Consider the following 17,496-nt stretch of genomic DNA (forward strand, 5'->3'; position numbering starts at 1 on the left):
ATCGTGAAATCTCGGTTCACTGCGGCAATCGCACTTACCGTGTCGGCCGCCCTCGCCGTCACCCTTCAGCAGCAGCCGGTCTGGGCGGCCAAGCCCAAGGCATACACCCCGCCGGCGGCGGCCGCTCAGCCCAGCATCGCCGTGCGCAAGGTTTCGGCGAAACCTGCTCCGGGCGGTTTCACCAAGCTGGCCGGTGCTCAGCCCGCGCCGGTCTGGCCTACCGCGACCGGCACCTCGCCGGTCAGTTTCCGTGCGGCAAAGACGGCCAAGATGAATGTGGAGGTGTTGGACCGGGCCGCCACGGATCGGGCCAAGGTCGCCGGGCTGCTGTTCCGGGTGCGTCGAACGGACGATGCGAAGGCCCCGGTGGGGGTCACTGTTGATTACAGCAAGTTCGCGACCGCGTACGGCGGGGACTGGGCGAGTCGGCTCAGACTCGTACGGCTGCCGGATTGTGCTCTGACCACCCCGCAGCGCAAGGAATGTGCCGGGGTGGAGGTCCCCACCCGGAATGATGTCGCTGCGAAGCAGGCGACCGCGGATGTCGCGGTCGGGGCGACGACGCTGATGGCGTTGGCTGCGGCCCCGTCCGGGCCGTCCGGAAGCTATGGCGCGACCACCCTCAACTCGTCCGGCACCTGGTCGGCCGGCGGTTCCTCGGGCAACTTCTCCTGGTCGTTCCCGATGCGGGTGCCGCCGGGCCTGAACGGACCGGTCCCCACCCTGGAGCTCGGCTACTCCTCGCAGTCGGTCGACGGGCGGATGGTCTCGTCGAACAACCAGCCGTCCGAAGCCGGTGAGGGCTTCGAGCTCGGCACCAGCGGCTTCATCGAGCGGCGCTACAAGAACTGCAGCTCGGACACGACCGGCGGCAACAACACCAGCGACACCGACAAGATCGCCGACGACGAGTGCTGGGTCACCGACAACGCGTCGCTCTCGCTGAGCGGCTCGGGCGGCGACCTGATCAAGGACGCCGGCAACGACAACCTCTGGCACCTGCGCAACGACGACGGCTCCAAGGTGGAGCGGCGCTTCGGCGCGGACAACGGCACCTACAACGGCGAGTGGTGGGTCGTCACCTCGACCAACGGCACCCAGTACTGGTTCGGCCGTAACAAGCTGCCCGGCTTCACGACCGCCGCGGCCACCAAGTCGACCTGGACCGTGCCGGTCTTCGGCAACAACACCGGCGAGCGCTGCCACCAGACGACCTTCGCCGCGTCGTCGTGCGTGCAGGCCTGGCGGTGGAACCTCGACTACGTCGTCGACCCGCACAACAACACCATGTCGTACTGGTACGGCACCGACTCGAACAACTACACCTCGGGCGCGGGCGGCATTAAGTCGTACGTCCGGGCCGGTTATCTGGACCACGTCAGCTACGGCACCCGGGTCGAGCCCGACCTCGCCACCGGCACCGACACCGTCTTCAACGGGCATGCCGCGGCGCAGATTCAGTTCGACTACGGCGACCGCTGCCTGAGTGCCTGCACCACCAAAGACGCCGCGCACTGGCCGGACACCCCGTTGGACCTGGCCTGCGCGAGCACCACGTCGTGCGACGCCCGGATGCCGTCGTTCTACAGCACCCGACGCCTGGCCACGGTCACCACCAGCACGTACGCGGTGCTGACCGGTCAATTCCGGCCGGTCGAGCGGTGGACGCTCACCCACTCCTTCCCCGACCCGGGGGACGGCACCCGGGCCGGCCTGTGGCTCTCGAAGATCAGCCACGTCGGCCTGGTCGGCACTACTACGTCGTTGCCGGACGTCACCTTCACCGGCCGGGCCCTGCCCAACCGGGTCGACGCGGTGGACAACGCGCCGGCGATGAACTGGCCCCGGCTCACCGACATCAACTCCGAGACCGGCGCGATCGTGCACGTCGACTACCTGGAGAGCGACTGCACCTCGACCAGCAAGCCGACCAGCCCGTCGGCCAACACCAAGCGTTGTTATCCGGTGCGCTGGTCGCCGCCCGGTTATCCGCAGCAGACCGACTACTTCAACCGGTACGTCGTCAACGAGGTCACCGAGACCGACCGCACCGGCGGGGCCACCCGAGTGCTCCACCACTACACCTACATCGGCGACCCGGCCTGGCATTACACCGACGACGACGGCCTCATCTCGGACGATGCGAAGACCTGGTCGCAGTGGCGCGGCTACCAGAAGGTTGGCGTCACCACCGGTGATCCGGGCAGCCAGACCTACACCGAGTCGACTTTCTTCCGCGGCATGAACGGCGACTTCCTGACCTCGACCAGCACGAGGTCGGCGTCGGTGCCCGACTCGCTCGGCGGTTCGGTGCCGGACGACGACGCGTTCTCCGGGATGACCCGCGAGACCCGGGTCCTCAACGGTCCCGGCGGGGCCGAGGTGTCCGGGGACATCAACGACCCGTGGAAATCGGCCGCCACCGCCACCCGCACCATCGCCGGAGCGACCGTTCAGGCCCGGTTCGTCAACACCGAGGGCACCCACTCGCGCACCGCGCTCGATCATGCGCCGTGGACCCGCACGACCTACACCAAGACCACATTCGACGCGTACGGCATGGCAGTGCGCAACGACGACTACGGCGACGAGGCGGTGACCGGCGACGAGCAGTGCACCGCCACCACCTACGAACCCCGCAACACCACGCTGTGGCTGATGGCACTGCCACACCGCGTCCAGACGTACGCGGTGGGCTGCGCCAACATCACCGGCACGGTGGCCGAGGCGGACGTCATCGGCGACGCTCGCACGTACTACGACGGTCACGACTACGGCGTCGCGCCGACCAAGGGCGATGTCACCAAGACCGAGCAGATGAGCGTCTACAACAGCGGCAGCCCGACCTACGTGCAGGTCACCCGGTCCGGTTACGACGCACTCGGCCGGGTGGTCGAGTCGTGGGACGCGCTCGACCGGCATTCGGCGACCGCCTACACCCCGGCCACCACCGGCCCGGTCACCCAGACCGTCGACACCAACCCGCTGAACTGGACGACGACGAGCGCGATCGAGCCGGCCTGGGGTCTGGCCACCGCCACGGTTGACGTCAATCAGCTGCGGACCACGCTCAAGTACGACGGGCTGGGCCGGCTGACCGGCATGTGGTCGCCGGGCCGGAATTATGACTCCGACATTCCGGACGTCGCCTACGACTATCTGATCCGCACCGACGGCGTGAACGTGGTGACCACCAGTCACCTCAACCCGGCCGGCGGCGTCACCAAGTCGTACACCCTTTATGACGGCCTGTTGCGGACCCGGCAGACCCAGACGGCCTCGCCGGCCGGCGGCCGGATCCTCACCGACACGTTCTACGACGCGGCCGGACGGGCCTACCTGAGCAACGGCGCCTACTACGACAAGACCGGCGCGCCGGGAACCACACTGGTGCAGCCGCTGGCCCAGGAAGACATTCCCAACCAGACCAAGACGGTGTACGACGGGGCCGGCCGGCCGGTGAGCTCGGTCTTCCAGCCGAAGACGGTCGAACGCTGGCGCACCACCACGGTGTACGGCGGCGACCACACCGACGTCCAGCCGCCGGCCGGCGCGACCGCGTCATCCACCTGGACCGACGCCCGCGAACGCACCGTGCAGCTTCGGCAGTACCCGACCCGGTCGGCCACCGGCACCGACTACGACCACACCGATTACGCGTACAACCGCAAGGGTTTGCTCGACTCGGTCACCACGCCGGACGGCAGCAAATGGACCTACGCGTACGACCTGCGCGGTCGCAAGACCTCCAGCGTCGACCCGGACGCCGGCACGACCCTGAGCAAGTACGACAACGCCGGCCGGGTCACCACCACGCAGGACGGCAACAACGTCGCGCTGACCTACACGTACGACGACCTGGACCGGAAGATCGGCCTCTACAAGGGGACCAGCGTCTCCACCAGCGGACAGCTCGCCCAGTGGGACTACGACCAGGCGACCTTCGACGGCGGCACCACCCCGGTGAAGGGCCAGCTGTTCCAGTCCAGCCGGGTCGACGGGACCACGCGTTACGTCAGCACCGTCCAGAAGTACGACCAGCACTACCAGCCGCTGGTGTCCGAGGTGACGATCCCGTCGGCGGAGACCGGGCTGAACGGCACCTACCAGTTCACCACCGGCTACAACCCCGACGGCAGCATCCGGGCCGCCGGCTATCCGGCCACCGGTGACCTGCAGCAGGAGACCCTGTTCTACGGCTACAACGACTACGACCAGGCGTCCACCCTGCTGAACGTCTACGGCACCCAGGCCGAGTCGAGCATCGTCTCGGCCAGCCAGTACGACGCCCTGGCCCACGCCACCCAATACACCCTGTACGCCGGCTTCTTCAGCAGTCAGGGCTCGCGCGCCTACCTGAACTTCGAGACCGACCAGACCACCGGCCGGCTCAACGAGATCAGCGTCCACCGCGACGGCGTCTCCCCGAACACGGTCTCCGACCTCAACTACACGTACGACGACGCCGGCAACGTGACCAAGATGGCCGACACGGCCGCCGCGGACACCCAGTGCTACAGCTATGACCGCTACCAGCGGTTGACCGAGGCCTGGACCCCCGGCACCGGCGACTGCGCGGCGACGCCGACCAATGCGGGCCTGGGCGGCGCGGCGCCGTACTGGCAGAGCTACACGTATTCGCTGGGCGGCGCCCGCAAGAGCCTGGTCGACCACGCGACGTCAAAGGGCGACGTAACCACCAACTACACGTACGACGACAGCACCCCCACGGCCCCGACGACGGGCCAGCCACACGCCCTGGACGGCACCACAACCACCGACAACACCGGCACGCGCTCGGCCGCCTACACATATGACAAGGCCGGCAACACCAAGACCCGCCCCGGCCCGAACGGCACCCAGAGCCTGGTCTGGGACGCCGAAGGCAACCTGCAGAGCGTCACCGACACGGCCGGTAGCACCAGCTACGTCTACGACGCCGACGGCAACCGCCTGATCAGCCGAGACACCACCGGCAAGACGCTGTATCTGCCAAACGAGGAACTCCGCTACACCAACAGCACAGGCGCAACGAGCTGCACGCGCTATTACTCGTTCGGCGGCGGCACGGTGGCTCAGCGCACGGCCTCGGGCCTGGACTGGCTGGCCGCCGACCACCAGGGCACCCAGAACGTAACCATCAACGAGCAGACCCAGGCGTCGACGATCCGCCGCCAGACCCCCTTCGGCACAGCCCGAGGCCAGGCAGTCGCTTGGGTAAACACCAAGGGCTTCGTGGGCGGCACAGCAGATCCGACCGGCCTGACCCACCTGGGAGCCCGCGAGTACGACCCGTCCCTGGGCCGCTTCATCTCAGTGGACCCGGTACTCGACACCGGCGATCCGCAGTCGATGGAGGGCTACGCCTACGCCCTCAACAACCCGATCGTCCACTCCGACCCGTCCGGCCTAATGATCGCCAAGGACCCCGGCGACCACACCACCACGCCGGACAAGTACTTCAACCATGGTTCCCAGTCGGACGGCAACGATAAGCCGGCCAAGAAGAAGGAGAAAAAGAAGGGCTGCGGCTGGAGCTGGAGCTGTGCCAAGAAGGCAGCGACAGCCGGTCTCAACTGGGTCGACGACCACAAGGCCGTCATCATCGGCACGGTGGTGGGCGTGGCCGTCGGCGTCGGCTGCGGCGCGCTACTCAGCTCCACCGGCGTGGGCGCGGTGGGCGTGGTCGCCTGCGGTGCCCTGGCCGGCGCGGTAGGCAGCATGGTCCAGTACGCGATCGAGACGAAAGTCGAGCACAAGGGCAATTTCAGTCTCGGCGGAATGCTGGTCCAGGGCGCGATAGGCGGCGTGATCGGCGGTTTCACGGGCGGCGTCGGCTCGATAGGCGGCGCCGGCATCAAAGCCGGCGTCTCAAGCCTGGCCTCCGGAGCCGGAGCAAAGGCGGTCTTCGCGGCCGGCGGCGCCGCCATGAAGAAAGAAGCCGGCAGCATAGCCGGCGGCCTCAGCCGTAGCGCCTTTACGAAGTCGGGCTCGTCAGCGGCCGCGGGCGCGGCGGACGACGGAATTAGCGGTGGGGCGGCGAACGTAAACGCCGGTGTCGGCCTCAGTAATGACCTGAGGACCGCTGAGGCCGCGAATCCGCTCGTCGAGTCCCTGCGAAGCAGCGGGAGTCTGCCCTCGAACTACGTGACCAAGACGCAGGCTGAGGCGGCGGGCTGGGAGCCCGGTAAGGCTCTTTGGAATCACGTGCCAGGCGGGCAGATCGGTGGAGATACCTTCGAGAACACCACCAACATCCTGCCTTCGGCTGCCGGACGAAGCTGGTTCGAGGCCGACGTCGGCCTGATCGGTAGTATGAGGCGGGCCAAGCAACCCGGAACCCGCCTGCTGTATTCCGATGACGGTCTTGCCTACGTCACGCACGACCATTATGAGTCCGTTTTCCAACTGCCAAATTGGAAATAAATATGGCGTCAGTAATAATTCCTGGAGATCGGATTAACTCAGAGCTCGATCTCCACCGATTCCTCGCCCGTGAGCTGGACTTCGGTCCCTATTACGGTAAGAACTTGGATGCATTGTGGGACCGACTGACGACTGATGTCGAGCGCCCGGTCGAACTCGTTTGGGTTGATGCCGCGAAGAGCCGCGAACACATGGGTGACGACCTGTTCCGCAAGATCGTTGGCATCCTGCAAAAGGTGGCGGCCAGAGATGTCGAGGCGGGCTACAAGGATCGGTTCACCGTCGAGATTCGACAGTAGGCTGGTCGGTTCGACCGCTCGGTCGCCGGGGTTCAATTAGCCCCGGCGACCGATGGTCACTGCTCATGCGGACGTGAGGAGAGACGTGATGGTGCGGGCCATGGCGGCCCTCGCCGCTGTCACCGACAAACCAAGCACCTCGCGCCAGCTTGACCACGTTGCCCACATGCTCACCGCGGTCAGGGCGTTCAACAACTCCTCGTCGTCCTTGATCTCGGTGGCGAACAGCGTTGCCAACTCCTCGCGCACCCGGACCATGTGCAGCTTGCGGTACCTCTGCAGAGCCTCGGAGAACGGCTCCTTCACCGCTGACGCCTTGGCGTTCGGGCCGATCTGTTCCAGCAGGCGGGCCCGCTGCCGGCAGAAAGCGTCGACCCGCTCCGCCAACGGCAACTTCGGTGATACCGGCCGGTGAGCGGCGTCGCGCAGCTCCAGGACGCGCTGGCCGCTTTCGGCGAACAGCGCCTCCATGTCGGCGAAATGCGACCACAGCGCGCGCAGCGACACCCCGGCCTGCTTGGCGATGCGGTCCGCCGTCGGGCGCAGGTCGCCCTCGCGGATCAGCTGCAGGTGGGCGTCGACGATCGCGTTGCGGGTGCGTTCGGAACGGGCGGTGCGGCCGTCCATCTTTTGTGGCGGAGAGGTCACTTTTCGCTCCGGTAGCGGTTCAACTCCCGTCGGGCGAGGGAGCGTTTGTGCACCTCGTCGGGGCCGTCGGCCAGGCGCAGGGTGCGGGCTCCGGCCCACAGCGCGGCCAGCGGGGTGTCCTGGCCGACGCCGGCGGCGCCGTGTGCCTGAATTGCCTTGTCGATGATCCACTCGGTGGTGCTGGGCACGATGATTTTGATGGATTGGATCTCGGTGTGCGCGCCCTTGTTGCCCACCGTGTCCATCAGCCAAGCCGCCTTGAGGACCAGGAGCCGGGCCTGTTCGATGCGCACCCGGGATTCGGCGATCCAGTCCTGCACCACGCCCTGCTCGGCGAGCGGTTTGCCGAAGGGGGTGCGGGCCAGGGCCCGCGTGCACATCAGTTCGAGGGCGCGTTCGGCCATGCCGATCAGGCGCATGCAGTGGTGGATGCGGCCGGGTCCGAGGCGGGCCTGCGAGATGGCGAAGCCGCTGCCTTCTTCGCCAATCAGGTTGGCCGCGGGGACCCGTACATCCTCGAAGAAGACCTCGGCGTGCCCACCGTGATCGCCGTCGGTGTAGCCGAAGACCCGCATGCCGCGCTCGACCCGCAGGCCAGGTGTGTCGCGGGGGACCAGGATCATGCTCTGCTGCACGTGCCGGGCGGCGGTCGGGTCGGTCTTGCCCATCACGATGAAAATCTTGCAGTTCGGGTTCATCGCGCCGCTGATGTAGAACTTGCGGCCGTTGATCACATAGGAATCGCCGTCGCGCACGATGCGGGTGCCGATGTTGGTGGCGTCCGACGAGGCCACCTCGGGCTCGGTCATCGCGAACGCGGACCGGATCGAACCGTCCAGCAACGGCTGCAGCCACTGTTCCTGCTGCGACGCGGACCCGAACTCGTTGAGCACCTCCATGTTCCCGGTGTCGGGCGCGGCGCAGTTCAGCGCGGCCGGCGCCAGCGACGGGCTGCGGCCGGTGATCTCGGCCAGCGGCGCGTACTGGAGGTTGGTCAGCCCGGCGCCGTTGGAGCCCGGCAGGAAGAGGTTCCACAGTCCGGCGGCGCGAGCGGCGGTCTTCAAATCACCCAGGGCCGCCGGTGGTTCCCAGCCGTCGTGCGAGGCGAGGGACGGCTCCGCCGGGTAGACGTACTCGTCCATGAAGGCGAGCAGCCGCTTGCGGTAGTCCTCGGTCTTGGCGTCGAACTCGAAGTCCATCAGTTCCCCTCCAGCGCCTCGTGGCCGCGCATCACCAGCGGGCCCACCAGGGTGCCGATCGAATCGAAACCGTCACCGACCGTCTGCCCCTGAACGTATCGGTAGTGCACGCCCTCGAGGATCACGGCGAGTTTGAATGCGGCGAACGCCACGTACCAATGCAGGTCGCTGACATCGCGACCGCTCCGCTGCGCGTAGCGGTCGCTCATTTCGCGCAGGCTGGGATGACCGGGCACCTTCAGCGGTACGGTGGCCCGCCCGTCACTGACCTGCAGGGGCAGACCGGCATAGACGAGCATCAGGGCCACATCACTGAGCGGATCGCCGAGTGTCGACATCTCCCAGTCGAGCACCGCCCGCACGTTGAGGTCGTCCCCGATCAGCGCGTTGTCGAGCCGGAAGTCGCCGTGCACCACCGTGCCGGGCCCGCCGGTCGGGACGTCCACGGCCAGCCGCGCGTGCAGCTCGGCGATGCCGGGCACGTCCCGGCTGTGCGACGCGTCGAGCTGCTTCTTCCACCGGGAGACCTGCCGCTGGTTGAAGCCGTCCGGCCGGCCGAAGTCGGCGAGCCCGATGGCGGCCGGGTCCAGCGCGTGGAGGTCGGCGAGGGTGTCCACCAGGGAAAGCACCAGGGTGTGCAGGCCGTCCTCACCCAGCGCGGCCAGGTCCAACGAGTCCCGATAAATCCGCCCGTCGACGTACTCCATCAGGTAAAAAGGCGCCCCGATCACATCGACATCGGTGCACAACAGCACTGGCCGCGGAGCCGGGAAGCCGGCCTTGGACAGCGCCTCCAGCACGCGATGCTCACGAACCATGTCGTGCGCGGTCGGCAGCACATGCCCGAGCGGCGGCCGCCGCAACACCCACCGCTGCTCACCGTCGGTGATCGCATAGGTGAGGTTGGAACGCCCACCGGCGAACATGCTGCCGGTCAGTTCCCGGGTGGACCCGAGGTATTGCTTCAGGGCAGCGAGGTCGAGTCCTTTCATCGAGGACTCCCCTCGTACGCCCGCTGCAGTTTGTTCATCCCGCCAAGCCATCGATCGGTGTCGGTGGCCCGCAACTTGTAGTAATCGGCCACCTCGGGGTGCGGCAGGATCAGGAAGCTCTCGCCCTCGATCGCCTTGGCGGCGACCTCGGCGACCTCGGCCGGTTCGAGCGCTCCCTCGGCCAGCAACGCGGCCGCCGCGCTGCCACCCTCGTTGCCGCGGGTCAGCATGTCGGTGCGCACGCCCTGCGGGCAAAGAGCCTGAACAACCAGACCCCGGTGGGCGTACGTCGCCCGAAGCCACTCCGCGTACGCGAGGGCGCCGTGTTTCGTGACCGCGTAGGACGCGCTGCCGAGGATGGACAGCAGCCCGGCCGCGCTGACCGTGATCAGCAGCCGCTTCGGCTCGCCCTGGTCGAGCCAGCGCGGCAGCAGATGCCGGCTGACGTACACGTGGGACAGCACGTTGACCGAGAAGTCCCTGGTCCAGGCCGCGTCGGGGGTGTTCTCGTCGCCGGCCGTGAGCACCCCGGCGTTGGAGCAAAACAGGTCGACCCCGCCGAGCTCGGCCCAGGCGACCTCGATCAGCCGGCGGGTGTCGTCCTCGTTCGCGGCGTCGGCCGGGACGGCCAGCCCGTCGATCTCGGCGGCGACCGCCGAGGCCGCGGCGGCGTCCAGGTCGCTCACGATCACCTGGGCGCCGTCGGCCGCGAACCGGCGGGCCAGGGCCGCCCCGATCCCGCCGCCGGCGCCGGTGACGACGACCCGCCTGCTCATTGCACCGCCCCGGTGAGCAGCAGCCCGCCGTCGATGATGACGGTCTGCCCGGTGATCCAGGCGGCGTCCGGCCCGCACAGGAACGCGACCGTGCCGGCCACGTCCTCGGGCACGCCGAGCCGCTGGAGCGGGTAGGACGCCGAGACCTCGGCCTCGCGCCCCTCGTAGAGCGCGGTGGCGAACTTGGTCTTGACCACGGCCGGGGCGACCGCGTTGACCCGCACCTTCGGCGCCAACTCGACGGCCAGTTCCTCGGTGAGGTGGATCAGCGCGGCCTTGGTGACGCCGTAGAACGCGATCCCCGGTGCCGGTCGCACGCCGGAGACCGACGAGATGTTGACGATCGAGCCGCCCTCGGCCAGCCCGCCGCGCAGGGCTTCCTGCACCCAGCCGAGCGTGCCGAGGACGTTCACGTCGATCATCTTGCGGGCGGCGCCGAGGTCGAGCGAGCCGAGCGGACCGTACGCCGGGTTGATGCCGATGTTGTTGACCAGCGTGGTGATCGGCCCGTACTGACCGAGGACGGTGTCGATCACCTGGGCCCGGTGGTCGGCGTCGTCGCCCTTGCCGGCGATGCCGATCGCGACGTCGGCGCCGCCGAGGTCCTTGGCCGCCTGGTCCAGGGCCTCCGCGTTACGCCCGGTGATCGCCACCTTGTAGCCCTCGGCTACGAAGCGTTGCGCGATGGCGAATCCGATTCCCCTGCTGGCCCCGGTCACGATCGCCACTTGGTCCGCCATCGCCGCTCCCTCTGCTCGAATACAAAATATATTGCGGTACCCCAGAAGCTACTGTGCCGTAGGGATTCCGTCCTGGGGAGGTGCGACGGCCGATCCGGTGTAAGCGGCCACCGCTCCATCCCCGTCATCAGTCTGGTACGGCGTCCCGAAATAGGTAGCTTTGCCGCCGGTGAGCTTGGTCAACTGCTCACCGCCGTACCCCGAATGATCTTTCGCCGAGAAGCGCACCGGCACCAGCCCAGGCCCGGTGAAACCGCCCTTTTCGACCGCGGCGATCAGGTTGTCCCGAGTCAGATCCTTGCCCGCGGCCTGCAGCGACTGCACGAACAGGTAGCCGACCGACATGCCGTAGACGACGTTGTTGTCGAACTCGGCGTTGCTGTTGAAGTCGGTGTTGATCTTCTTGTAGAGCTGGATCCACGGGTTCGCGTCGTCGGTCGCCAGCGGCAGGTAGTTGGCCGCCACCACGCCCTCCAGCAGCGGCGCGGCCGCGCCCAGCGTCTTGGTGAGGGTGGTCGGGTCGGAGCCGACGTTGCTCACCACGAACTGCGGCTTGTAGCCGATCTTCGCGGCGGTGCCGATCGACAGCGCGGTGAAGCCGGGGATGGTGGCCAGCATGACGACGTCGCAGGCAGCGGCCTTGAGCGCGCCGATCTGCGGGCCCACGTTGGGGTTGCTGGTCACGTAGGACTGCTTGGCGGTGACCGGTCCGAGGATCTTCTCGATGCCGGCCAGGCTGTCCCGGCCGAAGTCGTCGTCCTGCCCGAGGAAGCAGATCTTCTTGCCGGGGTAGGTCTCCTTCACGTAGGTCCCGAGGACCTTGCCCTCGACCGTGTAGTCCGGGTTGAATCCGAACGTTCCGGGGTATTTGTCGGGCTGGTTCCAGCTGCGGCTGCCGCTGGCCACGAACAGGTCGGGCACCCGGTTGGTCTTGAGGAAGTCGAGCACGCCGGTGTGCGTGGGCGTGCCCAGGCCGTTCAGGATCGCGAACACCTTGTCCTGCAGCACCAGCTGCCGGACGACCTGCTGGGTGTTCGCCGGGTTGTAGCCGTCATCCATGATCTTGTAAGTGATCTTGCGGCCGTTGATGCCGCCCTTGGAGTTGACGTAGTCGAAGTACGCCTTGGTGGCCGGCGCGATCTTCGAGTAGCCGGCCGCGGCCGGGCCGGTCAGCGGCATGTGCGTACCGACCGTGATCTCGGTGTCGGTTACTCCGGGTGTATCGCTGCTTCCACTACTGCTATTGCCATTTCCGTTGCTGCTGCAGCCTGCGGCCAGCAGCACGGCGGTCAGGACGATCGCGGTGCGTCTCATGTGCGGCCTTTCTGCTTGTTGCGTTTCCATCGGAGGGAGGCCAGGCCGCCGGGGGCGGCCAGCATGACGGCGACGAGGACGACGCCGAAGAAGGTGAGTGCGAGATTGCCTTCCAGTCGCTGCGAGCCGGCGTCCTCGGCGATCGAGTGGGCGATCTCCGGCAGCGCCACCAGCAGCACCGCGCCGATCAGCGCGCCGCTGAGCCGGCCCAGGCCGCCGATCACGACGGCCATCACCAGGAACAGCGACAGCGTCAGCGGGAAGGCACCCGGCGAGACGCTTTGGGCCAGCACGGCGAAGAGGGCGCCGGCCAGGCCGGCGCAGGCCGCGGAGACGACAAAGGCCAGGACTTGGGTACGGGCGACGCCGATCCCGGCGAGCTTGGCCGCGGTCTCATCGTCGCGTACGGCCTTCATGTCCCGGCCAAAACGACCCCGGGCCAGGTACGCGAGGACGAGCACCGTAACCAGTGCGCCCGCCCAGCAGACCCAGGCCTGCCACTGCTCGACGGTGACCGCGTCGGGCGGCGGCTCGAGGGCGACGGTCAGCCCCTGATCGCTGTTGAACGTCTCGTCGAACGTGCTGGCGATCGACGGAACGACGACCGCGACCGCCAGCGTGAGACCGGCGAGATAGGGGCCTCGCAGGCGGGCCGCGGCCAGGCCGATGACCCCGCCCGCCACCGTGGTGACCAGGACCGCGGCAAGGATGCCGAGCGCGAGAACGTTGAAGCGGTTCTGCATCAGGGCGAGGGTGTAGGCACCGGTCGCCATGAGGGCACCGTGGCCCAGCGAGAGCTGTCCGTTGAGTCCGGTGAGGATGGTCAGCCCGGCCGTGACGCAGAGGTAGGCGCCGACGGTCGCCAGCTGGTAGTTCCGGAACGGCGGCAGTGTGTAGGTCAGGGCGAGGATCAGGATCGCGGCCGGGACGACGTACAGCAGCGGGCTCAGCCTTTTGGTCTTTGGGTGATTTGTGGTGACTTTTTCGGGTGCCTCGATGGTCGTCATGCGGTCCTCGCCTTCGCTCTCGAGAACAGCCCGTCGGGCCGGCCCAGCAGCACCACCACGAGCAGGATCAGGACCGCCATCGGGGCGACGGTGGCACCCAGATAGCCACTCACGTAGGTCAGCAGAAGGCCGACGACCAGGCCGCCGACCACCGCGCCGACCGGGCTGTCCAGGCCGCCCAGCACCGCGGCCGTGAACGCCGAGATGAACAGCAGGTCCATCGCGTTCGGATGCAGGCCCAGCTCGGTGGGGACGACAAGCATCCCGGCCAGCGAACCGACCGCCGCGGCGAGCGCCCAGCCCAGGGTCAGCATGCCGCTGACCGGCACGCCGAGCAGCCGCGAGACATCCGGCGCAAAGGCCGCCGCGCGCATGCGCAACCCGGTAGGCGTACGGGTAAAAAGAAGCGTGAGCAGGACGACCACCGCGCCCACCGCGGCGAAGACGAACAGGTCGTACCGCGACAGCAGGGCGACGCCGCCGAACTGGAAGGCGTCCCGGCTGAACGGCGCCGGGGCCGGCCGGAACTCGTTGCCGTAGATCATCCCGAGCACGCCCTGGATGATCAGCACCAGACCGAGCGCCACCACCACCCCGTTCAGCGGCGACGAGTGGTCGACGAACCGCATCACCACCCGCTCGACAAGCGCACCGAGCACCAGCCCACCGACGATCGCGACGATGAAACCGAGCCAGTACGAGCCGGTCGCGTTGGTCACCGAGTAGCCGGCGTAGGCGGTCGCCACCGCCATCGCGCCCTGGGCGAAGTTGACGATCCGGGCAGCCCGCCAGATCAGCACCAGGGCCAGCGCGAATGCCGCGTAGACCGCGCCCCGGCTGAGCCCGTCAAAGGTCAGATAAAGGAATCGGTCCATTTAAAACCCCAGGTAGACGTGCCGGAGATCGGCGTCGCCGGCCAGCGCGGCCGCGTCGTTGCGGGTGACCACCCGCCCGAGCGACAGCACCAGACCCTGATCGGCGACGGACAGCGCGCTGCGCACGTTCTGCTCGACCAGCAGTACCGCCAGGCCGGTGCGATCCCGCAGGTCGCGCAGCAGCGCCATGATCTGCGCGGTGATCTTCGGAGCCAGCCCGAGCGACGGCTCGTCGAGCAGCAGCAGCCGCGGCTCGGCGACCAGCGCGCGGCCGATCGCCAGCATCTGCCGTTCGCCGCCGGACAGCTGGTGGCCGAGGTGGCTGCGGCGCTGGGCCAGCGCCGGGAAGAGGTCGTAGATGCCGTCGAGCTTCGGTTTCTGCTTCCGCCACAGGCCGCCCAGCCGCAGGTTCTCGTCCACGGTCAGCTCGGTGACCACGCCGCGTCCCTCCGGGACGTGCGCGATGCCGTGCCGGACCATCCGCTCGACCTTCACCCCGCGGAGATCCTGGTCGTCCAGGGTGATGCGGCCGGCTTCGCTCTTCAACTGCCCGGAGAGGGTACGAAGGAGGGTCGTCTTGCCGGCACCGTTGGCCCCGAGCACCGCGACGATCTGCCCGGCGTCCACGGTGAGCGACACGTCGTGCAGCACCGGCGCCGCGCCGTACCCAACGGTGAGTTCGTGGACCTCGAGCAGCGCGCTCACGCGGCCGTTCCCAGGTAGGCCTCGGTGACTTTTTCGTTGTTCCGGATCTCGCCGGGGGAGCCGAGCGCGATCGGTTTGCCGAAGTCGAGCACCAGGATCTCGTCGCAGACCGACATCACCAGGTCCATGTGGTGCTCGACAAGCAGCACCGTGGTGTCCAGGTTCTTGATCAGCTCGGCCAGCCAGTCGATCTCGTCGGCGTCCAGGCCGCCGGCCGGCTCGTCCAGCATCAGGATGCGCGGGCGGGAGACGAGGGCCCGGGCCAGCTCGACCCGCTTGCGCTTGGCGTAGGGCAGCATGGCCGGGTACGCGTTCGCGTGCTCGGCGACCCCGGTCTGCTCCAGCGCCGCGTAGGCGTCTTTTTCGGTGGGTTTGCCGGTGCGGATGCCGGTGAGCACGTTCTCCAGCACGGTCATGCCGTTGAACTGGCCGACACCCTGCAGGGTGCGGGCGATGCCGTGCCGGTTGAGGTGGTGCGGCCGCGGCTTGAACGGCTTGCCGTCCAACGTGATCGCGCCCGACTGCGGCGCGGCGAACCCGCAGATTACATTGAAGAGCGTCGTTTTGCCGGCGCCGTTGGGTCCGATCACTCCGACCACCCGCCCGGGCGAAACCCGGAGCGAGACGTCGTCGAGAGCGAGCAGCCCACCGAAGCGGACGGTGATGTTATGGAGGGAAAGGCCCTGGTCAGCGTGCGTTGACATGATCACCTCATGGCCGGACCGGTGGATGTCCTGAGTGGAGGGTTTGAAGGTCAACTATTTACACTGGGAGTGTAACTTTTTCGGCCCCGGCGTCAATGGTCTCGTTACTACTCCGTAACTTGCTTCCCTCCGGTCGTTCGACGGACGACGATGTGATCGTGGGCGCCGACGCCGAAATCTTCGTGTTCGATTACGAGCGCTACCGGGGCGAGGTCGTCCCCGTGCTGACCGCTCTGCTGCGCACGGGCTTACCGGCGTCGTGGCTGGCCGACCTGTTCACCCGGGCCGAACACGGCTACGACCAGGCATGGCCGCGCCTGGCCGACCGCTACCGGGCCGAGCCGGTGGACCTGGCCCGGCACTGCACGTGGCTGGGCTCCGACCTGCGCTACGCGGGCCCCACCCGGGTCGACCGCTCGGTGGGCAAGCGGGTCCGCTGCGATGCGCCGTCCTGCCCCGAACGCACGCGATGCCCGTTCCACCGCGACAGCGACCCGGCCGGCGCCGAGTCCCTGAACGTGTTGCACGAGGCTTTGGTCGCGTCCCGGTGCCTGGGCCCGTCGGTGTTCCTGGGTCGCACCATCACCCCCGACTACTACGTCCCGCTGCTGGAACGCCTGGAGGTGCCGGCCGCCGACCCGGTGCGCGGCTTGCTGGACGCGCTGGCCACCAGGGGAGCGGCCCTGGGTCATCAGTACGGCGTAACCGAGGGCATCCACGGCTGGCTGACGGTGGCCGAAACCGCCGAACTGGCCGCCACCCTGAACCGCCTGCCCCTGCCCCGTTACCCACCGACGTTCGCCGCGATGACCGCGGCGGCGGCCGCCGCCGGCGAGAGCAGGCCCGCGACCAGCCTGTCCTTCATCCGGACCGTGGCCACCATCGCCGCGGCCGGCGGCCGATCGGTCCTCTGGGCCAACGACGTGGGCCCGGAGTCCTGGCGCGAGGAGTTCGGCCTCCCCACCGACTGACCCGCGGGTCAGGCCACGTTGAACGGGCGGAACTGGACGCTGATGCGGGGGCCCACCGGTTTGGCGGTCTTGAGGATGGCGTGCTCCCACGTGCGCTGGCAGGAGCCGCCCATCACGATCAGGTCGCCGTGGCCCAGCGGGAAGCGCAACGTGTCGTGGCCGCCCGCGCGTGGGCGCAGTGAGAGCTGGCGTGGGGAGCCCAGCGACAGGATGGCGACCATGGTGTCGTGGCGGGCCGAGCGGCCCAGCGTGTCGCCGTGCCAGGCGACGCTGTCGCGGCCGTCGCGATAGAGGCACATGCCGGCGGTGACGAACGGTTCGCCCAGCTCGTCGGCATAGTGGGCGGAGAGCGTCTCGCGCGCCTCGGTGAGCACGGGGTGCGGCAGCTGCTCGTCGCCGCCGAACCAGCGCAGCAGCCTGGGGACGTCGACGACGTTGTCGAACATCTGGCGGCGGTCGGCCCGCCAGTCGATGCCGAGCAACGTCTCGAAGACCTCGTCGGACCCCTGCAGCCAGCCGGGCAGCACGTCGACCCACGCCCCGACGGTCAGCCGATGCCGGACGAGCCGGCCGGCGAACGGCTCGAGCGACGGCACCGGCCCGGCCACGAGATCAAGCATGGACGGCTGGTAGTTGCTGGTCATGGGGTGATGTTAGTACATCCGTTCGAAGATCGACCAGGCGGCGCGTTTCCCGACCTTGGCGGCGGCGCTGCGGAGCGCTATCCACCTGTGGAAATGCCGAGCTTCAAGTTCGCGCCGACGTGGCCGAGGTCTATTTCGTGCTAACGCCGGTTCACATTGGACTAGGTCCGGCGGTTCGGGCGGACGCATGATCGGG

At 68.1% G+C, this 17,496-nt stretch carries 14 protein-coding genes; 3 read left to right on the top strand and 11 right to left on the bottom strand.

The window, feature by feature from the left end; all coding sequences use genetic code 11:
* Nucleotides 1-3 precede the first annotated feature (3 nt).
* Together Ate02nite_RS36080 and Ate02nite_RS36085 are read left to right on the top strand one after the other, a co-directional pair.
* Nucleotides 4-6,426 carry an RHS repeat-associated core domain-containing protein gene (locus Ate02nite_RS36080; protein ID WP_203812390.1) on the top strand — a complete coding sequence of 2,141 codons (6,423 nt, stop codon included), beginning with the start codon at nucleotides 4-6 and terminating at the stop codon, nucleotides 6,424-6,426.
* A gap of 2 nt (nucleotides 6,427-6,428) precedes the next feature.
* Entirely contained in the window at nucleotides 6,429-6,725 is a 297-nt protein-coding gene (locus Ate02nite_RS36085; RefSeq protein ID WP_203812391.1) for a barstar family protein, read from the top strand.
* Between the two features lie 63 nt (nucleotides 6,726-6,788).
* Here Ate02nite_RS36085 and Ate02nite_RS36090 read toward each other — a convergent pair whose 3' ends face one another.
* Genes Ate02nite_RS36090 through Ate02nite_RS36135 form a run of 10 tightly spaced genes read right to left on the bottom strand, consistent with a single transcriptional unit; the run spans nucleotide 6,789 to nucleotide 15,685 of the window.
* Nucleotides 6,789-7,373 (bottom strand): TetR/AcrR family transcriptional regulator, encoded by a 585-nt coding sequence (locus Ate02nite_RS36090; protein WP_239147959.1) that lies wholly within the window; start codon nucleotides 7,371-7,373, stop codon nucleotides 6,789-6,791.
* A complete protein-coding gene (locus Ate02nite_RS36095) occupies nucleotides 7,370-8,572 on the bottom strand; it encodes an acyl-CoA dehydrogenase family protein (protein WP_203812392.1) in 1,203 nt (400 codons plus the stop codon). The genes Ate02nite_RS36090 and Ate02nite_RS36095 overlap by 4 nt, the downstream gene beginning before the upstream one ends.
* Entirely contained in the window at nucleotides 8,572-9,564 is a 993-nt protein-coding gene (locus Ate02nite_RS36100) for a phosphotransferase family protein (RefSeq protein ID WP_203812393.1), read from the bottom strand. The genes Ate02nite_RS36095 and Ate02nite_RS36100 overlap by 1 nt, the downstream gene beginning before the upstream one ends.
* Nucleotides 9,561-10,340: an SDR family NAD(P)-dependent oxidoreductase gene (locus Ate02nite_RS36105; protein ID WP_203812394.1), complete on the bottom strand. Its 780-nt coding sequence runs from the start codon at nucleotides 10,338-10,340 to the stop codon at nucleotides 9,561-9,563. Before Ate02nite_RS36105 ends, Ate02nite_RS36100 begins: the two co-directional genes overlap by 4 nt.
* Nucleotides 10,337-11,080: an SDR family oxidoreductase gene (locus Ate02nite_RS36110; protein ID WP_203812395.1), complete on the bottom strand. Its 744-nt coding sequence runs from the start codon at nucleotides 11,078-11,080 to the stop codon at nucleotides 10,337-10,339. The genes Ate02nite_RS36105 and Ate02nite_RS36110 overlap by 4 nt, the downstream gene beginning before the upstream one ends.
* A gap of 48 nt (nucleotides 11,081-11,128) precedes the next feature.
* On the bottom strand, nucleotides 11,129-12,394 hold the full coding sequence (locus Ate02nite_RS36115) for an ABC transporter substrate-binding protein (protein ID WP_203812396.1): 1,266 nt from the start codon (nucleotides 12,392-12,394) through the stop codon (nucleotides 11,129-11,131).
* Nucleotides 12,391-13,401 carry a branched-chain amino acid ABC transporter permease gene (locus tag Ate02nite_RS36120; protein ID WP_203812397.1) on the bottom strand — a complete coding sequence of 337 codons (1,011 nt, stop codon included), beginning with the start codon at nucleotides 13,399-13,401 and terminating at the stop codon, nucleotides 12,391-12,393. Before Ate02nite_RS36120 ends, Ate02nite_RS36115 begins: the two co-directional genes overlap by 4 nt.
* Entirely contained in the window at nucleotides 13,398-14,276 is an 879-nt protein-coding gene (locus Ate02nite_RS36125; RefSeq protein WP_203812398.1) for a branched-chain amino acid ABC transporter permease, read from the bottom strand. Before Ate02nite_RS36125 ends, Ate02nite_RS36120 begins: the two co-directional genes overlap by 4 nt.
* Nucleotides 14,277-14,981 carry an ABC transporter ATP-binding protein gene (locus tag Ate02nite_RS36130; RefSeq protein WP_203812399.1) on the bottom strand — a complete coding sequence of 235 codons (705 nt, stop codon included), beginning with the start codon at nucleotides 14,979-14,981 and terminating at the stop codon, nucleotides 14,277-14,279.
* Nucleotides 14,978-15,685, bottom strand: coding sequence for an ABC transporter ATP-binding protein (locus Ate02nite_RS36135; RefSeq protein WP_203812400.1), 708 nt, complete (start codon nucleotides 15,683-15,685; stop codon nucleotides 14,978-14,980). Before Ate02nite_RS36135 ends, Ate02nite_RS36130 begins: the two co-directional genes overlap by 4 nt.
* A gap of 158 nt (nucleotides 15,686-15,843) precedes the next feature.
* On the opposite strand from Ate02nite_RS36135, the gene Ate02nite_RS36140 reads away from it, so the two are divergent.
* Nucleotides 15,844-16,656: a hypothetical protein gene (locus tag Ate02nite_RS36140; RefSeq protein WP_203812401.1), complete on the top strand. Its 813-nt coding sequence runs from the start codon at nucleotides 15,844-15,846 to the stop codon at nucleotides 16,654-16,656.
* Between the two features lie 8 nt (nucleotides 16,657-16,664).
* On the opposite strand, the gene Ate02nite_RS36145 is transcribed toward Ate02nite_RS36140, so the two are convergent.
* Nucleotides 16,665-17,300: an alpha-ketoglutarate-dependent dioxygenase AlkB gene (locus tag Ate02nite_RS36145; RefSeq protein WP_203812402.1), complete on the bottom strand. Its 636-nt coding sequence runs from the start codon at nucleotides 17,298-17,300 to the stop codon at nucleotides 16,665-16,667.
* Between the last annotated feature and the right edge of the window lie 196 nt (nucleotides 17,301-17,496).

Source organism: Paractinoplanes tereljensis (assembly GCF_016862435.1).
In the GTDB taxonomy this organism is placed as follows: domain Bacteria; phylum Actinomycetota; class Actinomycetes; order Mycobacteriales; family Micromonosporaceae; genus Actinoplanes; species Actinoplanes tereljensis.

What these genes read in the sequence shown, in the direction of transcription:
- Ate02nite_RS36095 (WP_203812392.1), bottom strand. Translation starts at nt 8,572, where the DNA reads ATGGACTTCGAGTTCGACGCCAAGACCGAGGACTACCGCAAGCGGCTG.
- Ate02nite_RS36125 (WP_203812398.1), bottom strand. Translation starts at nt 14,276, where the DNA reads ATGGACCGATTCCTTTATCTGACCTTTGACGGGCTCAGCCGGGGCGCG.
- Ate02nite_RS36105 (WP_203812394.1), bottom strand. Translation starts at nt 10,340, where the DNA reads ATGAGCAGGCGGGTCGTCGTCACCGGCGCCGGCGGCGGGATCGGGGCG.
- Ate02nite_RS36135 (WP_203812400.1), bottom strand. Translation starts at nt 15,685, where the DNA reads ATGTCAACGCACGCTGACCAGGGCCTTTCCCTCCATAACATCACCGTC.
- Ate02nite_RS36100 (WP_203812393.1), bottom strand. Translation starts at nt 9,564, where the DNA reads ATGAAAGGACTCGACCTCGCTGCCCTGAAGCAATACCTCGGGTCCACC.
- Ate02nite_RS36120 (WP_203812397.1), bottom strand. Translation starts at nt 13,401, where the DNA reads ATGACGACCATCGAGGCACCCGAAAAAGTCACCACAAATCACCCAAAG.
- Ate02nite_RS36085 (WP_203812391.1), top strand. Translation starts at nt 6,429, where the DNA reads ATGGCGTCAGTAATAATTCCTGGAGATCGGATTAACTCAGAGCTCGAT.
- Ate02nite_RS36110 (WP_203812395.1), bottom strand. Translation starts at nt 11,080, where the DNA reads ATGGCGGACCAAGTGGCGATCGTGACCGGGGCCAGCAGGGGAATCGGA.
- Ate02nite_RS36145 (WP_203812402.1), bottom strand. Translation starts at nt 17,300, where the DNA reads ATGACCAGCAACTACCAGCCGTCCATGCTTGATCTCGTGGCCGGGCCG.
- Ate02nite_RS36115 (WP_203812396.1), bottom strand. Translation starts at nt 12,394, where the DNA reads ATGAGACGCACCGCGATCGTCCTGACCGCCGTGCTGCTGGCCGCAGGC.